The sequence below is a fragment of the Brachybacterium sp. AOP43-C2-M15 genome (genome assembly GCF_052446295.1).
GTDB lineage: Bacteria > Actinomycetota > Actinomycetes > Actinomycetales > Dermabacteraceae > Brachybacterium.
This window is the reverse complement of sequence record NZ_JBQSWB010000022.1, coordinates 24,295-47,592: the sequence shown is the minus strand read 5'-3', so window position 1 is coordinate 47,592 and position 23,298 is coordinate 24,295. Positions and strand designations below refer to the sequence as shown.

Annotated in this window: 20 protein-coding genes; 9 read left to right on the top strand and 11 right to left on the bottom strand. The window is 73.6% G+C overall.

Features of this window, described 5'->3' with window-relative positions:
* Positions 1-77: 77 nt before the first annotated feature.
* Positions 78-1,436, bottom strand: coding sequence for a phosphoglucosamine mutase (gene glmM / locus ACT3SP_RS17245; protein ID WP_444588527.1), 1,359 nt, complete (start codon positions 1,434-1,436; stop codon positions 78-80).
* A gap of 170 nt (positions 1,437-1,606) precedes the next feature.
* Between glmM and ACT3SP_RS17240 the strand changes: the two genes are divergently transcribed.
* Entirely contained in the window at positions 1,607-4,921 is a 3,315-nt protein-coding gene (locus ACT3SP_RS17240; RefSeq protein WP_444588526.1) for a DEAD/DEAH box helicase, read from the top strand.
* Positions 4,922-5,169: 248 nt separating this feature from the next.
* Here ACT3SP_RS17240 and ACT3SP_RS17235 read toward each other — a convergent pair whose 3' ends face one another.
* The 4 genes from ACT3SP_RS17235 to truA form a co-directional block, all read right to left on the bottom strand.
* Complete coding sequence (locus ACT3SP_RS17235; RefSeq protein ID WP_444588525.1) at positions 5,170-6,660, bottom strand: CoA transferase; 1,491 nt, start codon at positions 6,658-6,660, stop codon at positions 5,170-5,172.
* Positions 6,661-6,930: 270 nt separating this feature from the next.
* Positions 6,931-7,431, bottom strand: a complete 501-nt coding sequence (gene rpsI / locus ACT3SP_RS17230; RefSeq protein WP_444588524.1) for a 30S ribosomal protein S9 — start codon at positions 7,429-7,431, stop codon at positions 6,931-6,933.
* Between the two features lie 52 nt (positions 7,432-7,483).
* The gene (rplM, locus tag ACT3SP_RS17225; RefSeq protein ID WP_444588523.1) at positions 7,484-7,927 is read right to left on the bottom strand and encodes a 50S ribosomal protein L13; all 444 of its coding nucleotides are present in this window, start codon (positions 7,925-7,927) and stop codon (positions 7,484-7,486) included.
* Positions 7,928-8,184: 257 nt separating this feature from the next.
* The gene (gene truA / locus ACT3SP_RS17220; protein WP_444588522.1) at positions 8,185-9,210 is read right to left on the bottom strand and encodes a tRNA pseudouridine(38-40) synthase TruA; all 1,026 of its coding nucleotides are present in this window, start codon (positions 9,208-9,210) and stop codon (positions 8,185-8,187) included.
* Between truA and ACT3SP_RS17215 the strand changes: the two genes are divergently transcribed.
* The 3 genes from ACT3SP_RS17215 (at position 9,209) to ACT3SP_RS17205 (ending at position 12,571) form a co-directional block, all read left to right on the top strand.
* On the top strand, positions 9,209-10,264 hold the full coding sequence (locus ACT3SP_RS17215) for a 5'-3' exonuclease (RefSeq protein WP_444588521.1): 1,056 nt from the start codon (positions 9,209-9,211) through the stop codon (positions 10,262-10,264). The two genes, truA and ACT3SP_RS17215, sit on opposite strands and share 2 nt — an antisense overlap.
* Before the next feature lie 100 nt (positions 10,265-10,364).
* Positions 10,365-11,657, top strand: a complete 1,293-nt coding sequence (gene purD / locus ACT3SP_RS17210) for a phosphoribosylamine--glycine ligase (RefSeq protein WP_444588520.1) — start codon at positions 10,365-10,367, stop codon at positions 11,655-11,657.
* Entirely contained in the window at positions 11,654-12,571 is a 918-nt protein-coding gene (locus ACT3SP_RS17205) for a phosphoribosylaminoimidazolesuccinocarboxamide synthase (protein ID WP_444588519.1), read from the top strand. Before purD ends, ACT3SP_RS17205 begins: the two co-directional genes overlap by 4 nt.
* A gap of 35 nt (positions 12,572-12,606) precedes the next feature.
* Here ACT3SP_RS17205 and ACT3SP_RS17200 read toward each other — a convergent pair whose 3' ends face one another.
* Together ACT3SP_RS17200 and ACT3SP_RS17195 are read right to left on the bottom strand one after the other, a co-directional pair.
* Positions 12,607-13,200, bottom strand: a complete 594-nt coding sequence (locus ACT3SP_RS17200) for a protein-L-isoaspartate O-methyltransferase family protein (RefSeq protein ID WP_444588518.1) — start codon at positions 13,198-13,200, stop codon at positions 12,607-12,609.
* A gap of 43 nt (positions 13,201-13,243) precedes the next feature.
* Positions 13,244-13,972 (bottom strand): MBL fold metallo-hydrolase, encoded by a 729-nt coding sequence (locus ACT3SP_RS17195; RefSeq protein ID WP_444588517.1) that lies wholly within the window; start codon positions 13,970-13,972, stop codon positions 13,244-13,246.
* Between the two features lie 322 nt (positions 13,973-14,294).
* On the opposite strand from ACT3SP_RS17195, the gene purS reads away from it, so the two are divergent.
* Both purS and purQ read left to right on the top strand, forming a co-directional pair.
* A complete protein-coding gene (gene purS / locus ACT3SP_RS17190) occupies positions 14,295-14,567 on the top strand; it encodes a phosphoribosylformylglycinamidine synthase subunit PurS (protein ID WP_444588516.1) in 273 nt (90 codons plus the stop codon).
* Positions 14,567-15,292 (top strand): phosphoribosylformylglycinamidine synthase subunit PurQ, encoded by a 726-nt coding sequence (purQ, locus tag ACT3SP_RS17185; RefSeq protein ID WP_444588515.1) that lies wholly within the window; start codon positions 14,567-14,569, stop codon positions 15,290-15,292. The genes purS and purQ overlap by 1 nt, the downstream gene beginning before the upstream one ends.
* A gap of 94 nt (positions 15,293-15,386) precedes the next feature.
* On the opposite strand, the gene ACT3SP_RS17180 is transcribed toward purQ, so the two are convergent.
* The 3 genes from ACT3SP_RS17180 to ACT3SP_RS17170 form a co-directional block, all read right to left on the bottom strand.
* The gene (locus ACT3SP_RS17180; protein ID WP_444588514.1) at positions 15,387-16,025 is read right to left on the bottom strand and encodes a Type 1 glutamine amidotransferase-like domain-containing protein; all 639 of its coding nucleotides are present in this window, start codon (positions 16,023-16,025) and stop codon (positions 15,387-15,389) included.
* Positions 16,026-16,038: 13 nt separating this feature from the next.
* Positions 16,039-17,295, bottom strand: a complete 1,257-nt coding sequence (locus ACT3SP_RS17175) for a class I SAM-dependent methyltransferase (protein WP_444588513.1) — start codon at positions 17,293-17,295, stop codon at positions 16,039-16,041.
* A 79-nt stretch (positions 17,296-17,374) separates the two neighbouring features.
* Entirely contained in the window at positions 17,375-18,415 is a 1,041-nt protein-coding gene (locus tag ACT3SP_RS17170; protein WP_444588512.1) for a pirin family protein, read from the bottom strand.
* Between the two features lie 86 nt (positions 18,416-18,501).
* Between ACT3SP_RS17170 and ACT3SP_RS17165 the strand changes: the two genes are divergently transcribed.
* The 3 genes from ACT3SP_RS17165 to ACT3SP_RS17155 all read left to right on the top strand — a co-directional run bounded on the left by ACT3SP_RS17165 (position 18,502) and on the right by ACT3SP_RS17155 (position 21,052).
* Positions 18,502-19,623, top strand: coding sequence for a serine hydrolase domain-containing protein (locus ACT3SP_RS17165; RefSeq protein WP_444588511.1), 1,122 nt, complete (start codon positions 18,502-18,504; stop codon positions 19,621-19,623).
* Between the two features lie 76 nt (positions 19,624-19,699).
* Positions 19,700-19,900 carry a hypothetical protein gene (locus ACT3SP_RS17160; protein WP_444588510.1) on the top strand — a complete coding sequence of 67 codons (201 nt, stop codon included), beginning with the start codon at positions 19,700-19,702 and terminating at the stop codon, positions 19,898-19,900.
* Between the two features lie 192 nt (positions 19,901-20,092).
* The gene (locus tag ACT3SP_RS17155) at positions 20,093-21,052 is read left to right on the top strand and encodes a nucleoside hydrolase (RefSeq protein WP_444588509.1); all 960 of its coding nucleotides are present in this window, start codon (positions 20,093-20,095) and stop codon (positions 21,050-21,052) included.
* Positions 21,053-21,073: 21 nt separating this feature from the next.
* Here the strand turns inward: ACT3SP_RS17155 and ACT3SP_RS17150 are convergent, their stop codons facing one another.
* Positions 21,074-22,957 (bottom strand): HNH endonuclease, encoded by a 1,884-nt coding sequence (locus tag ACT3SP_RS17150; protein WP_444588508.1) that lies wholly within the window; start codon positions 22,955-22,957, stop codon positions 21,074-21,076.
* Between the last annotated feature and the right edge of the window lie 341 nt (positions 22,958-23,298).

The window sequence follows — 23,298 nt, the reverse complement described above, 5'->3', positions numbered from 1 at the left end:
ATGCCGTGCCTCGGCACCACGCAGCGGCGCACCGGGCCGGGCGCCGCGGCGGGCGCCGGATCGCGGCGCCGCAGCGCTCAGAAGCCCACGCGCTCCCGCACGATGACGGCGAGGCGCTCGGCGACCTCGGAGGCCTGCTCGTCGGTGGGCGCCTCGACCATGACGCGCACCAGCGGCTCTGTGCCGGAGGGTCGCAGCAGCACGCGCCCGGACTCCCCCAGCTCCTTCTCCGCGGCGGCGACGGCGTCGGTCACCCCGCGGTCGATGGTGGCCTTGGCCTTGTCGACGTCCTTGACGTTGATCAGCGCCTGCGGGAGGCGGGTCATGACGTCGGCGAGCTCGCGCGCGGAGCGCCCGGTCCCCGCGATGCGCTGCAGCAGGTGCAGGGCGGTCAGCTCGCCGTCACCGGTGGTGGCGTGCTCGGCGATGATCACGTGGCCGGACTGCTCGCCGCCGATGGAGTAGCCGCCGAGGTTCATCTCCTCGAGCACGTAGCGGTCGCCCACTCCCGTCTGGCCGAGCACGATGCCGTGCTCCCTCATGGCGAGCTTGAGGCCGAGGTTGCTCATCACGGTGACCACGAGGGTGTCGTCGTGCAGCTTCCCGCGCTCCTTGAGGTCCAGGGCGAGGATCGCCATGATCTGGTCGCCGTCGATGACCTCCCCGTCGGCGTCGACCGCGAGGCAGCGGTCGGCGTCGCCGTCGAAGGCGACGCCGATGTCGGCGCCGTGCTCGCGCACCGCGGCCTGCAGCGGACCGAGGTGGGTGGAGCCGACGCCGTCGTTGATCAGGCCGCCGTCGCTGAGGTCCCCGATGACGTGCACGGTGGCGCCGGCGCGCCGCAGCGCCTCGGGCCCGGTGACCGAGGCGGCGCCGTTGGCGCAGTCGGCGACGACGGTGAGCCCGTCGAGGGAGCGGTCCAGGGTCGCCACGAGATGCTCGACGTACGCCTCGACGGCACCCTCGTACCGGGTGATGGTGCCGACGTCGCTGCCCTGGGGGCGGTCCCATTCCTCGCCGAGGCGGGCCTCGATCGCGTCCTCGACCTCGTCGGGCAGCTTCACGCCGCCGCGGGCGAAGAACTTGATGCCGTTGTCCGGGGCGGGGTTGTGGGAGGCGGAGATCATCACGCCGAGGTCCGCGCCGGTGGACTGCACAAGGTGGGCGAGCCCCGGGGTGGGCAGCACCTCGGCGTCGAGCACGTCGACCCCGGCGGAGGCCAGCCCGGCGCTGACCGCGGCGGAGAGGAAGTCGCCCGAGGGGCGGGTGTCGCGGGCGACGATGGCGCGGGGGCGGGTGTCGTCGCGGGTGCCGTTGAAGGCGCCGAGCGTGCCGAGCACGTGGGCCGCGCCCACGGACAGCTCCACCGCGAGCTCTGCGGTGATGTCGCCGTTCGCGCGTCCGCGCACTCCGTCGGTGCCGAAGAGTCGTGCCACAGGGTTCTCCTTGCGAGGATCGGGATCCGGGTGTCCGCCGCGGGCGCTGCCCCGCGGCGGGGCCGGGAGCGGGAGCGGGTCCGCAGGTGCGCTGTGAGACTACCCGCTGGAGGCCCGCTGTTCCGTCATGGCTCTCGTCACCGGCGGTCCGTGGCGGTTACTTTGGAGGGATGCCCGATCCCGTCCTGCTCCCCCGCCTGCTCCCCTCGGCGATCAGCCACCACGTGGGCGATCGCAGCGCGAGCCGGGGCCTGGCCGCGGCGCGGGCCGGACGTGTCGACGATCTCGCCTGGGATGTCGCGTCCTCGGTCGTGTCGGCGCGGGTGAGCGATGAGGACGGTGCGTCCCGTCGTGCCGAGGTGGAGCTGGTGGAGTACGAGGACGACTCCGTCTCGCGCCGCTTCCACGCCCCCGGGCCCGGAGGGCTGTGGCGTCCGCGCGGATCCGGCTGCGACTGCGTCGTCGGCGAGGCCTGCGTGCATGTCGCCGCGACGCTCTACCGGCTCAACGACCTCGGCACCCGGGCGATGCAGGAGGCCCCGCCCGCGGAGTGGCGCAGCGTGCTGCGTCCGCTGCTGAGCAGCTCGTCCTCCACCGGCTCCGGCACCTCGACGCCGCCGCGTCCCCTCGCGCTGCGCTTCGATCTCGAGGCGGGCACCTCGGGCACCGGCACCTCCCGCCACCATCGCGAGGTCGCGACCCCCGCCCGAATCGCCGCGGGCGCCGATCTGTGGCTCGGGATGCGGCCCCTGACGCGGGGGCGCAAGGGGGCCTGGATCAAGGGGGACCTGTCCTGGCGCACGTTCGAGTACCGCCTCGCCGGGCGCGAGTACGACCCGGCCCAGGGCGAGGCGCTCACCCGCCTCTTCGCCGCCGCCTCGGTGGAGCGCTCCTACTCCAGCGGCGCGATCGAGCACCTGTGGCTGAACTCGATCACCTCGCCGCTGCTGTGGCAGTCGCTCGAGCACGCCCGCGCGGCCGGGGTCGAGTTCCTGCCCGGCAGCGGGCTCGCCGCCGTCGAGCTCCTCTCCCACGCCGAGGTGGGGCTGGACCTGCAGTCCGACGGGGCGACCGGCGATCTCCGGGTCCTGCCGCGCACCGCGATCGCCGGGGAGAGGGCCGACGGGAGCCGGCTGCTGGGCGCCTCCGGAGTGCTCGACGTCGAGGCGGCCGACGACGATCTGCTCATCGCGCGCATCGCCCCTCTGGGCGCTTCGGTGCCCCGCGATCTGCGGGCCCTGCTGCACCGGCGCGAGCCGCTCACGGTCCCGGCCCCGGACCGCGAGGCGTTCCTCGAGGTCGCCTATCCCCGGCTGCGCTCCCTCACCGCGGTCACCAGCGTGGACGGCAGCGTCGAGCTGCCCGCGGCACGTCGGCCCACCCTGCACCTCACCGCCGCCTACGCCTCCGGGGACCGACTCTCGCTGCGCTGGTCCTGGCAGTATCACGACCCCCATCGGGTGCTGCCCATGGACCGGCGCCAGGGCGCTCACCGCGACCACGCCCATGAGGACGCCGTGATCGCCGAGGCGATGACGCTGTGGCCGCTGAGCGCCACCGACTCCCCCGAGCTGCTCAGCGGCACCGACACGGCGCGCTTCACCGAGCACGTGCTCGACGACCTCGCCGCCCTCGACCATGTCGAGGTCGAGATCACCGGCACCCGGCACGCCTATCGTGAGCTCGACGGGGCCCCGCAGGTGCGCGTGACCCAGCAGGCCTCGCCGGGCAAGAACGACTGGTTCGACCTCGGTTTCGAAGTCACGATCGAGGGACGGCAGATCCCGTTCCCGAGCCTGTTCGTGGCCCTCGCCCAGGGCCGGTCCAAGCTGCTGCTGCAGGACCGCACCTACTTCTCCCTGGATCATCCGGCCTTCGACGCGCTGCGGGAGCTGATCCGGGAGGGCGAGGCGCTCTCCGAGTGGGAGCCGGAGCGCCAGCGGATCTCCCGCTTCCAGGTGGACATGTGGGACGACCTCCAGGAGATCGCCGACGAGACCGTGGCGAGCCGGGAGTGGAGCGCCACCGCCCTGTCCCTGCGCGACCTCGAGGTCGCTCCCGCGCCGCCCCTGCCCCGATCGGTGCGGGCCGAGCTGCGCGACTACCAGCACGAGGGATTCGGCTGGCTCGCCTTCCTGTTCGCGCACGGCCTCGGCGGGGTGCTGGCGGACGACATGGGCCTGGGAAAGACGCTCCAGACCCTCTCCCTGATCGCGCACGCCCGCGAGGAGGACCCGTCGGCCGCTCCCTTCCTCGTGGTCGCCCCCGCCTCGGTGCTGCCGGTGTGGCGGCGCGAGGCGGAGCGCTTCACCCCGGACCTGACCGTGCGGGTGCTGGACCGCACGGCGGCCGCGCGGGGAGCGGATCTGTCGTCGGCGACCGTCGGCGCGGACCTGGTGGTCACCAGCTACTCGGTGCTGCGCATCGACGAGGAGGAGTTCGCCGGGTCCTTCTTCCAGGGGTTCGTGCTGGACGAGGCGCAGTTCGTCAAGAATCGCCGTTCCCGCACCCACCGCGCGGCCCAGGGCGTGCGGGCACGGTTCCGGCTCGCGATCACCGGTACGCCGATGGAGAACTCCCTGGACGACCTGTGGGCGATCCTCGACCTGGTGACGCCCGGTCTGCTGGGCACTGCGATCGGGTTCCGCAAGCGGTACACCCTCCCGATCGAGACCGGGGACCATCCCGGGCGGATGGAGCTGCTGCGCCGACGCGTGCGCCCCTTCCTGCTGCGCCGCACCAAGGAGCTGGTCGCCGCCGAGCTGCCCGAGAAGCACGAGGAGGTGCTCACGGTGACCCTCTCCCCGGAGCATCGCGCGGTCTACGACTCGGTGCTGCAGCGCGAGCGGAAGAAGGTGCTGGGCCTGATCGACACCGATCTGGACCGCAGCCGCTTCATCGTGTTCCGCTCGCTGACCCTGCTGCGGATGATGGCGCTGGACCCGGCCCTGGTCGACGGCGAGGAGTACGCGGACGTGCCCAGCTCGAAGCTCGAGGCGCTGTTCGACCGGCTCGACGAGGTGATCGGGGACGGGCACCGGGTGCTGCTGTTCAGCCAGTTCACCTCCTACCTGGACCGCGTCGCCGCCGAGCTGGACCGGCGCGAGGTCCGCTATGCGCATCTGGACGGCTCGACGAAGGACCGCGACGCTGCGGTGGCGGGCTTCCGGGAGGGTGACGCCCCGGTGTTCCTCATCTCGCTGAAGGCCGGCGGCTTCGGCCTCACCCTCACCGAGGCGGACTACGTGTTCCTGCTGGACCCGTGGTGGAACCCGGCGGCGGAGAACCAGGCGGTGGACCGCGCGCACCGCATCGGGCAGGAGCGACAGGTGATGGTGTACCGGATGATCGCCGAGGACACCATCGAGGAGAAGGTGCTCGCCCTGCAGCGGCGCAAGGCCGAGCTGTTCGACGCCCTCACCGACGGCGGCGACGCCTTCCGCGCGGCGGTGACCGCCGAGGACCTCCGCGAGCTGCTGAGCTGACCCGGAGCGGCGTGCCGGAACGGTGTGCCGGAACGATGTACCGGAGCGGCGTGCCGGAGCGCCGTGCCGGAACGATGTGCCCCAGCCTGTGCCCGTACGCCGTCCGCGAGCGCGGTGTCGGCGGCGCGTCCGCTCCTCCCGCGCGACGTCGGAGACACACCGCGGGTCACCTCACCCATTCCCCCGAAACCCTTCACCGCTGGGAGAAATCGGGGGATCGGCTCGGCGCGTCGCTGTTCCGTCCGCTCTCAGACACGCCACGCCGCGCGGGCCTTCCCGAAGGGCCCCACCGCCTGCTCGAGCGTGCGGCCGTCGAGCAGGAGCGGCGGTGGAGCCACCACCAGCGGGCCGTCGGCCGACGGGACGGACACCAACGGGGCCCCGAGTGATGCCCCGGCGTCGGCCCGAGGCCCTGCGCCGGGCCGTCCTGCCCCCGGCGCCGCTCCATGCGCCGGCGGCTCCCCCGGTGCGGCGCGGTCCGGCGGCGGCTCCCCCGGTGCGGCGCGGTCCGGCGGCGGGATGTCGGTCAGCAGCGTCCGCGCCGCTCCGAGCAGGCTCGCCCGCACCGTGACGGCGCGGCCGCGGGCGAGGGCGTCGAGGATGTGCGCGGCCAGCAGGTGCCCGGTCGCGTGGTCGAGGGCTTGGACCGGCAGCGCTCCGGGCCGATCGACGCTGCCGCAGCGCACCGCGATCCCGGTCGCGGCCTGGACGATCGAGTCGAAGCCCGCACGCTGTCCCCAGGGTCCGTGCTCGCCCCAGGCGGAGAGGGAGCAGATCACCGCGCGCGGCGCCAGCCGTGCGAGATCTCCGGTCCCGACGCCGAGTGCGGCGAGGGCGCCGGGCCGATAGCCGTCGAGGATGACGTCGGCCCCCGAGGCGAGAGCGCGCAGCTGCTCCGCCTCGGCGCGACGGCGGAGATCCAGCACGGCGGACCGCTTCCCCATCCCGGTGGAGAGGTGCTGATCGAGGAGCTCGGGGCGATGCGGCGGATCGATGCGCAGCACGTCGGCCCCCAGACAGGCGAGCACCTGGGTGCAGGTGGGGCCCGCGATGACGCGGGTCAGGTCCAGCACGCGCACGCCCTCGAGCGGGAGCGGGAGCAGAGCGGCGTCCCCGGGGCCGACGGGCGCCGGCTCCACTGCTCCACGGCGGACAGGCGCAGGCGCCGCGCCGCTCCCGCCGACGGGCACCGGCCCATCGCCGATCGGACGCCGACCACCGCTCACCGGACCCGGGGCCGGGCGCTCGCCGCGGTCCTCGACGATCGACCACGGCTCCCCGGCGGTGGCTGTGGACTGCGGGTGCTCGCGCCACTGCTGCGCGGTGCGCACCGCGACCGCGATCCCTCCGGCGGCGGAGACCCGCTCCTCGATCTCGACCGCATCCCGGCGGCCGATATCGCGCTCGAGACCGGCCCGGTCGCGCACGCCCAGCGCATCGGTGAGCGCAGCGGCGTGATGGGGGTAGTTGCCGTGCAGGCGCACCCAGCCGTCCCGGGCCGCGACGAATCCGGAGAGCTCGCCCCAGGTCTGCGGGGCCCGGCCGTCGATCCGCAGGTGGTCGATCGCGGCGAAGGACGCGGCGATCAGCTCCTCAGGAGCGTCGATGCGCAGGTCCAGGCCACGGGCGGCGGCGAGCTCCCGGGCAGCGTCGCGGACGCGGAGTGCGGCGGTGCGTGCCAGCTGCTCCGTGTCGAGCGGGCCGCCCCACCAGCGCTGGGTCCGTGATGCCGTGGCCATCCTCGGAGCGTAGTGCCGAGGAGTGCTTCCGCCCATCCCCGGTCCTCTCTGCGTCCGCCGACCCCCGGCCCTCTCTGCGTCCGCCCTCGGCGTTCTCCGCGCGCCCGTTCCCGGCCGGTCCACGTCCCGGTGCGCCGTGGTGACGGGCGAACGGCCCGACGCACGACCACCGCCCGCGACGCGCCCCGGACGCGACGATGCCCCCGACCCGGAGGTCGAGGGCATCGTGCGTCCGGCGTGAGCGGTGCGGAGCGCCTGCTCCGCGGCCGATCAGCGCTTGGAGTACTGCGGCGCCTTGCGGGCCTTCTTGAGGCCTGCCTTCTTGCGCTCGATGATGCGGGCGTCGCGCTTGAGGAAGCCGGCCTTCTTGAGGGTGGCGCGGTTGGCCTCCTCATCGATCGCGTTCAGCGCGCGGGACACGCCGAGGCGCACGGCGCCGGCCTGTCCGGACGGGCCGCCGCCGTGCAGGCGGACGATGACGTCGAAGCGGCCCTGGAGGTCGAGGACCGTGAACGGGTCGTTGATCTCCTGCTGGTGCAGCTTGTTCGGGAAGTAGTCCTCGATCGTGCGGTCGTTGATGGTCCACTGGCCGGAGCCGGGGATCAGACGAACGCGGGCGATGGCCTGCTTGCGACGGCCGGTGCCGTAGCCCGCCTCGATCGCGGACTGGCCGGCGCCGACGGCGGCTTCGCCGGTCGACTCGGTGGTGTAGCTCTCCGGGGCGGACTCTTCGGTCACGGCCTCGAGGGTCTCGGGGGTGGTCTCAGTCACGGTTCTCCTTGGTTCTTCCGTGCGGCAGGGCGGAGTGGCGGGACGCCCCCGCTTACTGCGCCACCTGATCGATGGTGAAGGGGACGGGCTGCTGAGCGCTGTGGGGGTGCTCCGAGCCCGAGTAGATCTTGAGCTTCTTGATCTGCTGATCGGCGAGCTTGTTCTTGGGGAGCATGCCGCGGACGGCCTTCTCCACCGCGCGCTCGGGGTTCTTCTCGAGCAGCTCGGAGTAGGGGACGCCGCGGAGGCCGCCCGGGTAGCCGGAGTGGCGGTAGGCCAGCTTGGCCTCCCGCTTGTTGCCGGTCAGCGCGACCTTGTCAGCGTTGATGATGATCACGAAGTCGCCTGCATCCACGTGGGGTGCGAAGACCGGCTTGTGCTTTCCCCGGAGGAGCTGAGCAGCCTGGGAAGCGAGCCGGCCGAGGACGACATCCGCTGCGTCGATGACGTACCAGGAACGCTCGACATCGCCGGGCTTCGGGGTGAACGTACGCACTCGTGCCTTCTTCTCTCGTAGTGGTGCCCGGGCGGCGGACTGCCGTCCAGGCACGATTCGATGGACCGTGGGCACGCTTCCTTCGGGTAAAAGCATGGCCCCTGTGGCTGCACCCGGCCCGCTCCGCTCACGACGCGACGGCGGTCCTGGATGTGTGTGAGATGCCCTTTCGCGCCGGGCGTGAGAGAACGGCTGCGGAGTCGGGCACACATCGAGGCACAACGACCACTCATGCTACGGGGCGCCCGGCGGCAGCGTCAACGCGAGGAGGCCCTGTTCGGGGTGTGATCTGCGCCCGCCTCCGGATCCGGCTCCGCGGCAGTCTCGACGGACCCCGGGTCCGCCTCCGTCGGCAGCGGACGGCGCAGGGTCCGGGTGCGGGCGGCCCAGGCGGCGAGCTCCTCGTCCGGCGGGTAGGCAACATGGTCGAGGGTCAGGCCCTGCGGCGGGCACAGCGGCGCCGCGCCGGGGGCATCACGGGTGGAGGACTCACGGGTGCGGGCCGCCAGGACCCGGGTCGGCCAGCTCTCGTCCTTGCGCCCCTCCCCCACGCCCAGGAGCGCACCCACCAGGGAGCGCACCATGTGGTGGCAGAAGGCGTCGGCGACGACGGTGGCGACGATCAGGCCCTCGTCGGCCTGGCCCTCCCCGGGCCGCTCCCAGCGCAGCTCCCGCAGCTCGCGGACCGTGGTCGCGCCCTCGCGCGGACGACAGTAGGAGAGGAAGTCGTGCTCGCCGAGCAGCGGGGCGCTCGCCCGCGCCATCGCCTCGACGTCCAGCGGCCGACGGTGGCGCAGCACGTCGCGGCGCAGCGGGTCGTGAGCGGCCGGACCGTCGGAGATGCGATAGCGGTAACGGCGCCACAGCGCCCCGAAGCGGGCGTCGAAGTCGCGCGGCACCTCACGGGCCACGTGCACGACGACGTCCGCGGGCAGCACCCCGGCGAGGCGGGTCACGAGAGCGTCCGCAGGGCTGCGGTCCGAGCGCCCGGGCAGGGTGGCGAGCGCGTCGTCGGGCAGATCCAGATGGCAGACCTGCCCCCGGGCGTGGACGCCGGTGTCGGTGCGTCCGGCGACGGTCACCCGGGCGGGGAACCGGGCGATGCGGCCGAGTGCCTGCTCGAGCTCGCCCTGGACGGTGCGCTGACCGGGCTGGGCGGCCCACCCGTGGAAGTCGGTGCCGTCGTAGGACAGGTCCAGGCGCAGTCGCGTCGTGCGCGGTCCGCGCGGCGTCGGATCCGGTGCGGACGCGGCAGGGTCGGGAACCTGGGGCTCGGCGGGCATGCGCCCGATCGTAGCGGCGAGCGCACCTGCGGTCGCAAGACCGTCGGCGCGGCCGACGGCCTCGACCGGACCGGGTCTCCCCCGCACGGCAGAGCACCCGGATATGCTCGATCCCGACCTTCCGCGCACCAGGAGAGGTGCGCGGACCCCGGCGCCGGTCGACCTGGCGCGCCCGGGCAGATCTCACTGCACACCGGAGCGCCCCATGCCCACGAACACCCCTCGCGCCACCGCATTCGTCGATGGAACCCAGATGCTCTATCGAGCAGAGTTCGGGTTCCCTTCGCGCATCCGCAACCGAGCCGGCCATGACGTCACCGGCCTGTTCGGCTTCTTGGCTCTGACCAGGAAGGCTCTGTCCAACTCCCCGATCAGGCCCACGCATGCGCTCGTCGTCTTCGACGCCGACGCGCCGACGCGCCGCTCTCGCCTCGACGCGAGGTACCGCGCAGGGCGTCGGCTCCCGGCCGCGGGAGCTGAGCACAGTCCGTTCCGACACCTGCCGTGGATCGTGCGTGCTCTCGAGGTCTGGAAGATGTCCTGCATCGAGCACGAGAGCGCAGAAGCCGACGACGTCATCGCGTCCTCGATCGCCCAGGGCAGCGCCCGGCGGGGCCGCTCGATCCTGGTGAGCCGGGACAAGGACTTCCATCAGCTGGTGACTGCTCACGTCACCCAATGGGACTCCGCGCGCGGCACGGTGATGGGCTGGACGACACCCGAGAGGATCGTGGAGCGTTACGGGATTCGCGCGAGCCAGTGGTGCGACTACGTCGCGCTCGTCGGCGACCGGTCCGACGGCATGCCCGGAGTCCGGGGCATCGGCCCGATCACCGCAGCCCGCTTGCTCCGAGAAGGACGCGACCTCGACGACATCGCCGAGGAGCTCACCGACTCGAACCTCGCGGAGGCACGTCACCAGCGAGATCTCCATCGCCTGCTCACCGATGTCGAGCTCCCGTCCACGGAACCGTCTCCGCTCCCCGCCGAGGGACCGACCCCGGCAGCCTCGGTGCTCGATGAGCTCGGGCTCTGGGACGCGACCTATCCATGACGAGTCCACGACGAGCTGGCTGGCAACCGGCGTCGTCCCCACGGTGTCGCAGTGCGGGCACTTCTCCGGCGCCCCGTGGGCCGTGGGTACGCTGACCCGCGTGAAGATCCTCGTCATCGGCTCCGGAGGTCGCGAGCACGCGATCGTCCGCCGCCTCGCAGCAGACCAGCCCGCTCCCGAGCTGCACGCCGCGCCCGGCAACCCCGGCATCGCGCAGCTCGCCACCTGTCACGACGTCCCCGTCTCCGACCTCGACGGGCAGGTCGCCCTGGCCCGGGAGCTGCGCGCAGACCTCGTGGTCATCGGCCCGGAGGCCCCGCTCGTGGCAGGCTCCGCGGATCGCCTGCGCGAGGCGGGGCTGACCGTCTTCGGCCCGTCGGCCGCGGCCGCCCGTCTCGAGGGCTCGAAGTCCTGGGCGAAGGAGATCATGGCCGCCGCAGGCGTGCCGACCGCCGCCTCGGTCACGGTCACCGCCCTCGAGCAGCTCGACGCCGGCCTGGACCGGGTCAACCCGCTGGGCGACGTGCCCTTCGTGGTCAAGGCCGACGGGCTCGCCGCCGGCAAGGGCGTGGTGGTCACCGAGGACCGTGCCGCGGCCGTCGCGCATGCGCAGTCGGTGCTCGCCGCGGGCGGCTCGGTGGTGCTCGAGGAGTTCCTCGACGGGCCCGAGGTGTCCCTGTTCTGCCTCAGCGACGGCACCCGGGTGGTGCCGCTGGCCCCCGCGCAGGACTTCAAGCGCGCCCTGGACGACGACGAGGGCCCGAACACCGGCGGCATGGGCGCCTACTCCCCGCTCCCCTGGGCTCCCGAGGGTCTGGTCGAGGAGGTGGTGCGCACCGTCGCACAGCCCACGATCGACGAGCTCGCCGGGCGCGGCATCCCCTTCGTGGGCGTGCTGTACTGCGGCCTGGCCCTGACCTCGCGCGGACTGCGGGTGGTCGAGTTCAACGCCCGCTTCGGCGACCCCGAGACCCAGGTGGTCCTCGAGCGCCTCACCTCCCCCTTCGCCCCCCTGCTGCTGGCCGCCGCCCGCGGTGAGCTCGCCACGGAGGAGGAGCTGTCCTGGAGCGAGGAGGCCGCGGTGACGGTGGTCCTCGCCTCCGCCGGCTATCCCGGCTCCTCCCGCAGCGGGGACGCGATCACCGGGATCGAGGAGAGCGAGAGCCTCGGCGCGCACGTGATCCATGCCGGCACCGCCACCGCGGACGAGGTGCTGGTCAGCGCCGGCGGGCGGGTGCTGTCCGTGGTCGCGACCGGTGCGGATCTCGAGGCCGCTCGGACCCTGGCCCTGGCCGCGACCGGGCGTATCGGCCTCGAAGGCTCCCACCACCGCACCGACATCGCGCGCCGCGCCGCGGCCGACGAGCAGGCAGCCACGGAGGATCGCGCATGAGCTCCACCACCACCGCCCCGCTGATCGAGGCCCCCCGGCTGGAGGGCTGGGACCACGTGGTCTCGGGCAAGGTCCGCGAGCTCTACGTGCCCACGGGCGTCGACCCGTCGGCCGCCACCGAGGTGCTGGTCCTGGCGACCGACCGCATCAGCGCCTACGACCACTCCTTGCAGCCCGGCATCCCGGACAAGGGTCGCCTGCTCACCGGCATCAGCCTGTTCTGGTTCGAGCAGCTGGCGGACATCGTCCCCCATCACGTGCTCTCCGCGACCGACGTGCCGGCGTCGGTGACCGGCCGCGCGCTGCGCTGCCGCGGCCTGGACATGGTGGCGCTGGAGTGCATCGCGCGCGGCCACCTCACCGGCTCGGGACTGGCCGACTACCGCGCCGGCGGCTCCGTCGGCGGGCACGTGCTGCCTGCGGGGCTGGTGGAGGCCTCGCGGCTGGAGCCGGCGATCTTCACGCCCTCCACCAAGGCGGAGGCCGGGGAGCACGACGAGAACATCACCGTCGCCCAGGCCCGCGAGCTGCTGGGCGAGCAGCTCACCGAGCAGCTCGAGTCCCTCACCCTGGCGCTGTTCGAGCGGGCCCGCAGGATCGCCGCCGAGCGCGGGATCATCCTGGCCGACACCAAGTTCGAGTTCGGCCGCTCGCGCCTGGACGGCACGCTCGCGCTCGGCGACGAGGTGCTCACCCCGGACTCCAGCCGTTTCTGGTCCGCGGACGCCCACACCCCGGGCCGCACCCCGCCGAGCCTGGACAAGCAGTTCGTGCGGGACTGGCTGACCTCCCCCGCCTCCGGCTGGTCCAAGGGCTCGCAGGAAGCGCCGCCCGCGCTGCCCTCCGAGGTGGTCGCGCAGACCCGTGCTCGCTATGTCGAGGCCTACGAGCGGCTGACCGGCGAGAGGTTCTGAGTCCTGCCCGCTCCGGCGGGCACGGCCGACGAGGGTCAGTCGTCCTCGATGAGCGGCACGAAGCGGTAGGCCCCGTGGATGCTCTCGTGCAGCTCCTCGCCGTCGCGGACGATGCGCCGCATCTGCTCGGCGACGGGGAGCACCATCACGCCGCCGTCGGCGAGCTGCTCGACCAGTCCGGGCGGGTGGCGCCGCGCCCCCGCGGAGACGAGGATGCGGTCGAAGGGACCGTCCTCGGGCAGCCCGAGCACGCCGGGGAGGGCGGCGCGGATCTCCGCGCGATCGTCGGGGACGGTCCGCGCGATCGCCTCCCGGGCGGGATCGAGCAGGCTCTGCTGCCGCTCCACCCCGAGCACCCTCCCGGTGGGGCCGACGAGATGGGCGAGCAGCGCGGTGGTCCAGCCGGACCCGGACCCGAGGTCGAGCACGCGCTGCCCGGGGTGCACCGCGAGCAGACGCAGCATGTCCACGACGGTGCTCGGCTGCGAGTTCGTCTGTCCGTCGCCGATCGGCAGTGGGGCGTCGAGCCGCGCCCGGTCGCGGACCTCCGCCGGGAGGAACTGCTCGCGCGGCACGGCGCGCAGGGCGCGCGCGACCGGGTCGTCGTCTCGTGCGTCGTGCGTCCTCACCGCGTCCCCTTCCGTGTCCGCATGCCGCCCGCGCGACCGCCGCTCAGGAGGCCGGGATCTCGACCGTGCCGTTCTCCGGCCAGTCCCGCACCTCGGTGCCCTCGGGGGCGAGGGCCGTGGACTGGCGCAGGTAGATCGGGCGGCCGTGGTCGCTCGCGACCGCGTCGTGCACGGGCAGCGCGAGCACGGGGCCGACAGCCCGCAGGAAGTCGATGGTCTCGGCCATCTTCGACCAGGGGGCGACGACCGCGAAGGCGAGCACGTCGATGCCGTGGAACTGCGGGACCGGCTCGAGGGAGTCGCCGGTCACGCCCAGCCGGGGCTCGTCCCCCGCGGAGAGCACGATCCCGCTGTTGCCCACCCGCGGGATGTCCGGGTGGATGATCGCGTGGTGCCCGCCGACGGCCTCGATCCGCAGCGGCGCCTCGCCCTCGACGGCGGGCAACTCGTGGGTCGCCCCGGCGGCGAGCGACAGCAGCTGCTCGGAGGTGAGCGCGGCCGCACCCTCCCCTCCGGGCTCGGCGAGCACCTCCGCGGTCTCCGGCTCCGCGATCACCTCGGCCTCCGGCGACAGCGCGAGCACCTCGTCCAGCAGCGCCCGGTCCAGGTGATCGGGATGCTGGTGGGTGACCAGCACGGCGTCGATCCCCGCGAGCACCTCCTCGCCGAGCCCGCGCACGGCCTCGCCGCTGAAGCCGCCGGGATCGATGAGCAGTCGCCGGCCGGCGACCTCCACGAGCAGGCACGAATGGACGAGATGGCGGATCTTCATCGGTTCCTCCGGAGGTCGAGGTCTGAGGAGTGTGTCTGAGGAGCGGGGTGCCGGTGCCCTCGAACCTATCTCCGACGCGGTGCCTTTGCCCAGGGCGGCGGCGACCGCTCGCCCTGCTGTGGGCGCGGCGACTGCGACGGGGAGGCTGCGACGGGGAGGCGGATCGCACCCTGGGCGGCCCGGCGCGCCTCCTGCCCCACTCGGTACCATGAGCGAGGTCGGGTTCGCCCCGTCGGACGCCGTGTGCGCCGACGCCGCGCCCGCTCGCCGCATCCACTCGTCCGGCCCGCCCGTCGGACCGTCGTCCCCCAGGAGAGCACCCATGCCACGTGTCGTGGTCCACGTCATGCCCAAGCCGGAGATCCTCGACCCGCAGGGCAAGGCCGTCGCCGCCGCGCTGCCGCGCCTCGGCTTCGAGGGCATCGCCTCGGTGCGCCAGGGCAAGCGGTTCGAGCTCGAGGTCGAGGGAGAGGTCACCGACGAGGTCCTCGCCTCCCTCCGCGAGGCCGCGACCACGCTGCTGTCCAACCCCGTGATCGAGGACGTCGTCGCGATCGACGTCGAGGACGCGGCCGACGGGGAGGCGCAGGGCTGATGCGCATCGGTGTGGTGACCTTCCCGGGCACGCTGGACGACCGGGATGCGCTGCGCGCCGTGCGACTCGCGGGCGCCGAGCCGGTCGCGCTGTGGCACGGCGAGGACGATCTGCAGGGCGTCGAGGCGGTGGTGCTCCCCGGCGGCTTCTCCTACGGCGACTACCTGCGCGCCGGGGCCATCTCCGGGTTCGCGCCGGTCATGGGGAAGGTCGTCGACGCCGCACGCGGCGGGATGCCGGTCCTCGGCATCTGCAACGGCTTCCAGATCCTCTGCGAGACGCATCTGCTGCCCGGCGCGATGATCAAGAACGCGCACCGCTCCTTCCTCTGCCGCGACCAGCCGCTGACCGTCGAGAACACCCGCACCGCCTGGACCACCGGCTACGACACCGGCCAGGTGATCCGGATCCCGCTGAAGAACCAGGACGGCCAGTACGTCGCCGACGAGCGCACGCTCGCCGAGCTCGAGGACGAGGGCCGCGTCGTCTTCCGCTACGCCGCCGGCGCCACCCACGGCCCCGCCGGGTTCGAGCAGAACCCCAACGGCTCGCGTCACGACATCGCCGGCATCACCAACGCCGAGGGCAACGTGGTGGGCCTGATGCCGCATCCCGAGCACGCGGTCGAGGCCGGCTTCGGGCCGGACCATCCCGGCGAGGGCACCCGCACCGGCACCGACGGGCTGGGCATGTTCACCTCGGTGCTGCGCAGCCTGGTCCGCTGACCCTCCCCCTCTCGCCCCCGCCCCGCGACTCCCCGCGGCAGGACCTCCTCCGGGCAGCCCTTCCGCTAGGCAGATGTGCGCGGTGCGGGGCCGGTCAGCGCACCTCGGCGACCTCGCCGTCGATGATGAGCACCTGCCCGTCGCGCAGGCCCCAGTAGGGGGCCCCGGCAGCCTCGTACCGCCGCGCAACCTCGCCCAGCAAAGCCGTCTCCGGATGCCCCGGGGAGTCCAGATGGGGCACGACGGGACGATCCAGCACGCCCAGGGCATCGAATCGCACCTCGCCGTGCGCGGCGAGGCAGTCGTCCACCGGATCGCACAGCTCGAGCCCTTCGAGGGACGGTGCGAGCACGCACGGACCGGCGCTGAACCCGGCATAGACGAAGGCGTCCCGCGCTAGACCGTCCACGATGACAGCGTCCAGTCCCGAGCGTGCCATCGCCATGCGCAGGGTGAACACGTTGCCGCCGCGGATCCAGAGGAAGTCCGGCTCGCCGACCGAGTCCCGGATCGTGGACGGGCGGTGCTCGCGCAGGTCGAGATCCGTCGCCGTGAGCCCGAGCTCCGCGAGCATCGCGATCTGGCGACGGGTGTCCTCCTGCCGCCGTGTCTCATCGCCCCCGTCGAGGGCATTGGCGACGACGAGCCCGTGCCCGAGCCCGCTGCCGAGCACCATGTCCCGCAGCCTCGGCCCCTGCTCGCCCAGCTGATAGGAGGAAAGGTAGAGCCTCATGCCGCCGCGCTCCTCAGGGCCGGGCCGCGCGGGCCACGGCGCTGAGCACGGTGAAGCGGCGGTCCCGGGCACGCTGGCGGACGCCCTCGAAGCGGGCCTCGAGCTCAGGGCGGTAGCGCAGGTGGGAGTTGTGCACGAACCACAGTCGGCCGCCCGGGCGGAGCACGCGCGCCGCCGCGTCCAGCACACCCTGCACCAGGGTCGGGTCCACCACGGTCCCGTCATGGAAGGGCGGGTTCACCAGCACCAGGTCAGCGCCCTCCTCCACCGTTCCCGTCGGCTCCTGGGACAGTGAGTCGTCCCAGCTCACGCGCACCGTGTCACGCTCGAGCCCGGAGTCGGCGAGCGTCGCGCGGGTGGAGGCGACCGCGTCGGCGTCGTCATCGCTGCCCAGGACCGTCGACTCCGACAGGGCGGCGGCGAGATAGGCGGTGAGCAGTCCGTTGCCGCTGCCCAGGTCGACGGCGGTGCGCACCTCGATCTCGCCCGCGGCGAGCGCGGCATCGAGCGTCTCGAGCAGCAGCAGGCTGCCGGCATCGGCCCGGGCACCGCCGAACACGCCGCCGATCCCGCGCAGCGCGAGCTCGCGCCGCTTCCCGTGGACGGGCACGGTCACGGCGCCGGTGGCGGGCTCCGGCGCGGCGACGCCGGCCCGCGGACCGGTGGCGAGCAGGGCCCGGGACTTGCCGAGGCCGCGGGAGGCACGGACCTCGGCGAAGGCGGTGGCGAGCACGTCGTTCTGGGAGCGGGTCATGTGCTTGACGCGTCCGCCCGCGATCAGCGTGAGGTCCTCGCGCCCGCCGACGGCGGCGAGCAGGGCGACGCGTCGGGCGAGATCCTCGAGGGCGGCGAGCGACTTGGGCAGGCGGGCGAGCACGAGGCGGGCTCCCGATCCTGCGGCGAACTCCTCGAGCGGCTGCGGGTCATGGTCCGTCGGCAGCACCAGGCGGCCCGCCTCGAGCTGGGCGGGGAAGCGTTCGGCGAGCGCCGCCGTCTCCGCACGGGAGGCGCTCCAGGACCAGACCCGCGCCCCGGGGTGCTCGGCGGCGAGGTCGAGCGCGGCGGCGGTGAGGGCGCCGGTGGTGTCCCCGACGACGATCCGGTCGCCGGGGCGGCCTCGGCCGCCTTCCTCCTCGGCGCTGCGCAGCATCACCCGCTCGGTCTGATCGGGCGCGGGGTTCCCCGGGGCGGCGGACGGCCCGGAGTCGGTGGTCGCGACGGAGGTGGCTGCGTCGGGGGTCTCTGCGGAGGGCAGATCGGGAGTGGTCACGTCGTCCTTCATGGGGTTGTCGGCTCGGGGATGTCTGTCAGGGGTGGCGCCGTGCGGTGTGCGGGAGCGGAGACGGAGGTCAGCCGGGCGGGCCGTGACGGCCGCGCGAACGCAGGCGTCCGTTCGGCAGCATCGGGGCCGGGAGCGCGGCGGGGGTGTGCGCGGCGAAGGGCCCGAACTGCTCGTCCTCGGCGGAAAGGCCCGCCCGCTCGCGGACGATCGGGGCGATCGGGGCCTGATCGAGGGAGAGCTCGTGGCCGATCTCGGCCTGGTAGCGGCCGCGGAAGGCTGCGATCTCCTCGTGGGTGCGCGCCACGAAGTTCCACCACATGATGATGTCCTCGCCGAGCGGCTCCCCGCTCAGCAGCATCACGCGCAGCTCCTCACCCTCCTCGGCGTGCAGCTCCAGCCGGGAGGTGGCGTCGGGCAGCACCACCAGCTCCCGGCGCCCGGCGGAGGCGGTGCGCTCCCCGGCGCGCAGTCGCGCGGCGCCGGAATCCACGAGCAGGCCGTGCTCGTGCCGCGCGTCCAGCTCGAGGGACAGGCCGCGTCCCGCCCGCACCTCGATCTGGGCCATGCCGAGCGCCGTATCGGTGACCACGGGACTGGTGTCCTCGAGCTCGGCGCCGTCGTCGTCGGTGGCGCGCAGCCGCCCCATCCCCACCCGGGCACGGGCGGCGCCGGTCGTGATCACGGGCGGGGTGTGCACCTCGAAGTGCTGATCGCGGAAACGGGTGCGCTCGGGCAGGGCGTACCAGAGCTGGACCCCGTGGAGGATCGTGGTGTCGGCGACGGAGTACTCCGAATGGGTGATGCCGGAGCCGGCGACCATGAGGTCCACGTCGCCGGGGCGCACCAGCGCGTGGCTGCCGATCGAGTCGCGGTGGGTGATCGCGCCCTCGAACAGCCAGGAGACGGTCGCGAGTCCCGTGTGGGGGTGGCGCGCCACCTGCATCCCGCCGTCGGAGACGTCGTCGGGCCCGAAGTGGTCCACGAAGCACCAGGCGCCGATGAGCGAGGTGCGCTTCGCCGGCAGGGTGCGGTGCACGGTCATGCCGCGGGGTCCGCCCAGCGGGACCTCCCTGGGGTCCAGGGTCACGAAGTCCTCGAAGGTGCTCATGGGTCGAGTCTAGGGAGGGGCAGGTCCGGGGAGCGACACGGCCGCGTGCGCCTGCCGGGCGCGCCCCGGCCCGTACCCTGGGCCGCATGTCGACGCCGACCACGTCCGCCGCCCGACTCCTCGAGAACGCCGTCGCCGACGGCATCGTGCCCGGCGGGGTGATCGCGCACGGCCATGATCCCGAGCCCGTCGCCGCCGGTGCCCTGGCGGTGGACGGACCCCCGATGCGCCCCGACGCGATCTTCCGCATCCAGTCGATGACGAAGCTGGTCACGGCCGTGGCGGCGCTGCGCCTGGTGGAGCGGGGCGAGCTCGCGCTGGACTCCCCCGTCGCGCCCTGGATGCCGGAGCTCGCCGCTGCGCGCGTGGTGCGCTCCCCCGGGGCTGCGCTGGAGGACACCGTCCCCGCCGACCGTCCGATCACCCTGCGCCACCTGCTGACCTGCACCTCCGGCTACGGGATGATCCTCGCCGAGAGTCCGCTGCAGCGGGCCATGGCCGAGAGCTCCACCGAGGCGGGCCCGCTGCCGCCGACGCTCGGCGCCGAGGACTGGCTGGCAGCGCTCTCCGCTCTCCCGCTGGTGGGGCAGCCGGGCGAGGTGTGGCGCTACCACCACTCCTTCGGCCTGCTCGGCATCATGCTGGCACGGATCTCCGGGGAGAGCACGGCGGCGCACCTCGAGCGCACTCTGTTCGCGCCGCTCGGCCTGCGCGACACCGGGTTCACCGTTGCCGAGCAGGAGCGGGACCGGATCCCGGCCGCCTACGCGGTCGAGGGAGACCGGCTGGTCGAGCGCGAGGCGGCCGGCGGCGGCGTCCACGTCGGCGAGCCGCCCGACGACCTGGGCCACGGCGAGCTGCTCTCCACCGCCTCCGACTACCTGCGCTTCCTGCAGGGACTACGGGACGGCGAGCTGCTGGGCGCCGAGCACCTGGAGATGCTGCGCAGCGACCAGGTGCCGCCGGAGGCGAAGGACCCGGCCGCGTTCTTCCCCGGGTTCTGGGAGGCCTCGAGCTGGGGCTTCGGGGTGTGCGTGGTGACGGAGGGGCCCCACCGCGGGCGTTGGGGCTGGTCCGGCGGCGCGGGCACCGACTTCTTCGTCGACCCCGACGGGACGCTCGGTCTGCTGCTCACCCAGGTCGAGATCGGATCGCGGATCATGCCGCTGCTCGAGGCGTACCAGGAGCTGCCCGCCCCGCCGCGGTGAGGCGGCACCGGTGCCGCCGGCCGGCGATCGGCGGTCGGGCCCGACCCGATGCGCGGGGACGTGATGGGATGGCGCCATGGACAACCTGCCCTTCTTCCTCCTGCTCCTCGTCGCACTGATCGATGCCGCCCTCGCGGCCTGGTTCATCGGTCAGGGTGCGAGGGCGGGGGCGGCCTCCGATCAAGCGCGCCCCCGCCTGGTGCTCGGCGGGACGTTGCTGATGGGTGCGCTCGTCATCGCCGCCCTCGCGTTCTTCCTCTTCCCGCCGTTCGGCTGACGTCCCTGACGGGGCGGTCCACGGCGGGACGGCCGACGGGGAGGCCGTCGGCGGCAGGGCCATCGGCGGCGAATCCGTCGACTGCAGGAGGGTCGGCGGCGAATCCGTCGACGGGAGGGCGCTGACGACGGGCCCGCACCCGTCCGGCCCCGCACCCGTCAGCGGGATGCGCCCGCCCCGTACGCTGATGCCATGCGCGCTCCCTTCCTCATCGACTGCGACACCGGCATCGACGATGCGATCGCGCTGTCGTATCTGGCGTGCCGGGCGGACGTGGAAGTCGCCGGGATCGTCTCCACCGGCGGGAACGTGCCGGCGGCGACGGTGCACCGCAACAACCTCGTGCTCACGGGACTGCTGGGGCTCGAGGTCCCCGTCGCCCTCGGCGCGGACCGGCCGCTGGTCGAGCCGCCGATGTTCGCCGACGACACCCACGGCCCCGCGGGCCTCGGCCATGCGGTGCTCCCCGACCCCGTCCGTGCCGAGGATCCGCGCCGCGGGGCTCAGCTGTGGATCGACCTCGCACGGGAGCGACCCGGTGAGCTGACCGGTCTGGTCCTCGGCCCGCACACGAATCTCGCCCTCGCCCTCGAGCTCGAGCCGGAGCTGCCGCGCCTGCTGAGGCGCCTGCACGTGATGGGCGGGTCGATCCACCACCGGGGCAACACGGGGCCGACGAGCGAGTGGAACATCGCCGTGGATCCGGAGGCGGCGCAGCGCGTGCTCGCCGCTTTCGCCACCGCACCACGACGACCGGTGCTCGGCGCGCTCCAGGCGACCGAGCGGATCGTCTTCTCCGCGACACAGCTCGAACGTCTCGAGCAGCTCGCCGAGCGCTCACCGCACCCGGTCGCGCGGATCCTCGCCGACGCGGTGCGCTTCTACTTCGAATTCCACCGGGCCGACGGCTTCGGGTGGATGGCGCACGTGCACGACCCGCTGGTCACCGCCCACGCGGTGACGGGAGATTTCGCCGGAACCCGTCCTCTCGCGGTCGACGTGGAGCTCGCCGGAACCCTCACCCGCGGTCAGACCGTCGGGGACGAGCTGGGACGCTGGGGCCGGGAGCCGACCGTGGACCTCCTCGCCGAGGTGCGCCCGGCGGAGTTCGTCGAGCACCTGCTGTCGACCCTCGAGGCCGGGCTGGGCTGAGACGGACAGGAGGCCTTCCCCTCAGGCCACGTCCTGCGTCGGGGGCTCCTCGCCCGTGGCCGAGAGGTGCCACAGGACATGCAGGTCGAGGCGCAGCGGGCGTCGCCGCCCGGCGTGCCGGTCTCCCCGACGTGCGGATCCTGTGTCCGCCGGCCCGGGCCCTGCGCGGTCGCTCGGGGCAGGGGCGGCTCCGTCCGGGACAGTCGCCGCAGGTCGACCCTCCGCAGCATCGCTCGGCCGGGAGGACTCTCGCGGTGCTCGGGGGTCCTGCAGCTCGGGCAGGGCACGCAATCGGTGCAGCAGCGTGAGCGGTCCACGCTCGCCCGCTCCGTCGGCCGGAGGATCGGCGGCGGTCTGCGCCGGCGGGGCGTGCACCGGGCTCTTCGCCTCGGGGTGCGGGCTCGTCGCGCGGGCGCGCGCCTGTTTCCGCATCGCCGTGCGGACGGGGTCGAAGTCGATGCCGCGCCGCCGGGCGGTCTGTCCGTAGCGGGTGACCCACTCGACCGTGCGACGGGTCCCGTTCTCGTCGGTGATCACGCGCGCTCCTGCCCCGGCCTCCTCCTTCTGGTTGTCGGCCGCGCAGAGTCCGTTCGCGTTGTCGCGGGAGGTGGGTCCTCCGCGGGAGAAGGGGCGGATGTGATCGATCTGCCGGATGTTCGCCTCGCAGTGGGGTGCACGGCAGGTCTGGTGCGCGAAGCGGACGAGGCGGGCGAGCGCACCGGGGAACTCCCGCGCGCGGGATTCGGCGGCGGCGAGCTGTCCGTCGTCCCTGTCCAGGTACAGCGTGCGGAGCGCGAGGGCGACCTCCGGATCCTCGTCGTCCAGGGCGCGCTGCATCTCCTCGCGGATGTGGTCGTAGGGCACGGGGCCGAAGCCCTCGACGGTGGCGGCATCGGCATGGGCGGGAGCGAGCAAGGAGCGATCGGTGATGATCACGCCGATGTCGAGGGTGGCGAGCTCGCCGCCCTCGCCGCGGTCGAGGAGCGAGTCGGCGAAGAGGTCCGCCATGATCTGCTGGTGGCCACGACGGTCGCCGCCGGCGCGCGCCTTCTCCGCCGCGACTGAGAGGTTCTTGCGGATCCGCGCCGCGTCGAGCCCTCCGAGGTGCGCGGTGAGCGTCGCCATGCCGTGCCGCCCCCGTCGCACGGTCACGCCGCGCTCCCGCCGCGCCTCGCGGTGGCGGGCGGAGGCCCCCTGGGGGTCGAGGGCGTGCAGGATCCGCGCCGCCTCGTCGCCCCACTCCCCCGGACCGCAGTCCTCGAGGTCCGCGAGATGGGTGGAGAGGATCCGGTCGACCTGTCGCCGCTGCTCGGGCGTGGCCGGCCCCACCGCCCTGCCCACCTGATGGCAGGCCGCCGGAGCGGACCGGCCGTGCGCGAGCGCGGTGAGCATGCCCGGCATCGAGCTGACCAGCCTTCGGCACGTGGACATGCTCCGGCCCGCGGCGGAGGTCGACCTCTTCAGAGCGAGGGAGGCTTCGGCGCGGGCGATCTTCCGCGCCTGCTTCGGCGCCTCGCCGCGGCGGCGGCTCTCCTCGGCGACGGCCGTCTCGAGCTGGACGAGCGCGCGGGCCTCCACGGCGGCCACGGCGCCCGAGAGCTTCTGCAGCTCCTTCAGCAGCTCGACCGTCGCCTCCGGAGCGAGAGCGGTGAGTGCGGTCGACCCGTAGGCGCCGAGCCGGGCGAGCGCGGAGCGCGTCGCGGCGACGTCGATGCCGTGGACGGCGACCTCCTCGCCCTCCACCACGAGCTCCGCCGGGCGCCGCCCGGCCCACGATCCTGTCCGAGGCGCGTCCGGTCCGGAGCCGGACTCGGCCGACCCGGCGCGCGGCGCGCCGTCGGCCCGAGGGGCTCCCCCGTCGGGTCCGGGGCTCTCGGCGGGCCCGCCACGCGATTCGAACGACATGCCATCATTTTCGCACAGGCGTTCGAGGGAGGGAAGGGCGGTACGAATATGACTGCGCAGTAGTATGCAATTGTGGATAACCACCCTCTGGGGAGGAACGATGGATTCGTCCGCGCCGGATTTCGACGTCCCCCGCAGGGTCGTCGACCACGGATGACCACGGCACCCCCACCGCCCGTGATCGACGACGACAGGCCCCGCCGCTCCCGCCCATGGCGAGTGACGGCTTTTCGAACACGCACTTCTCACTCACCTCCATGATCCCGATGATCATGGCGACGAATACCCCCTACTCCGGCCTGCTCTCCCGGCAGTGCACGTCCATCGACCGGACGCAGCGG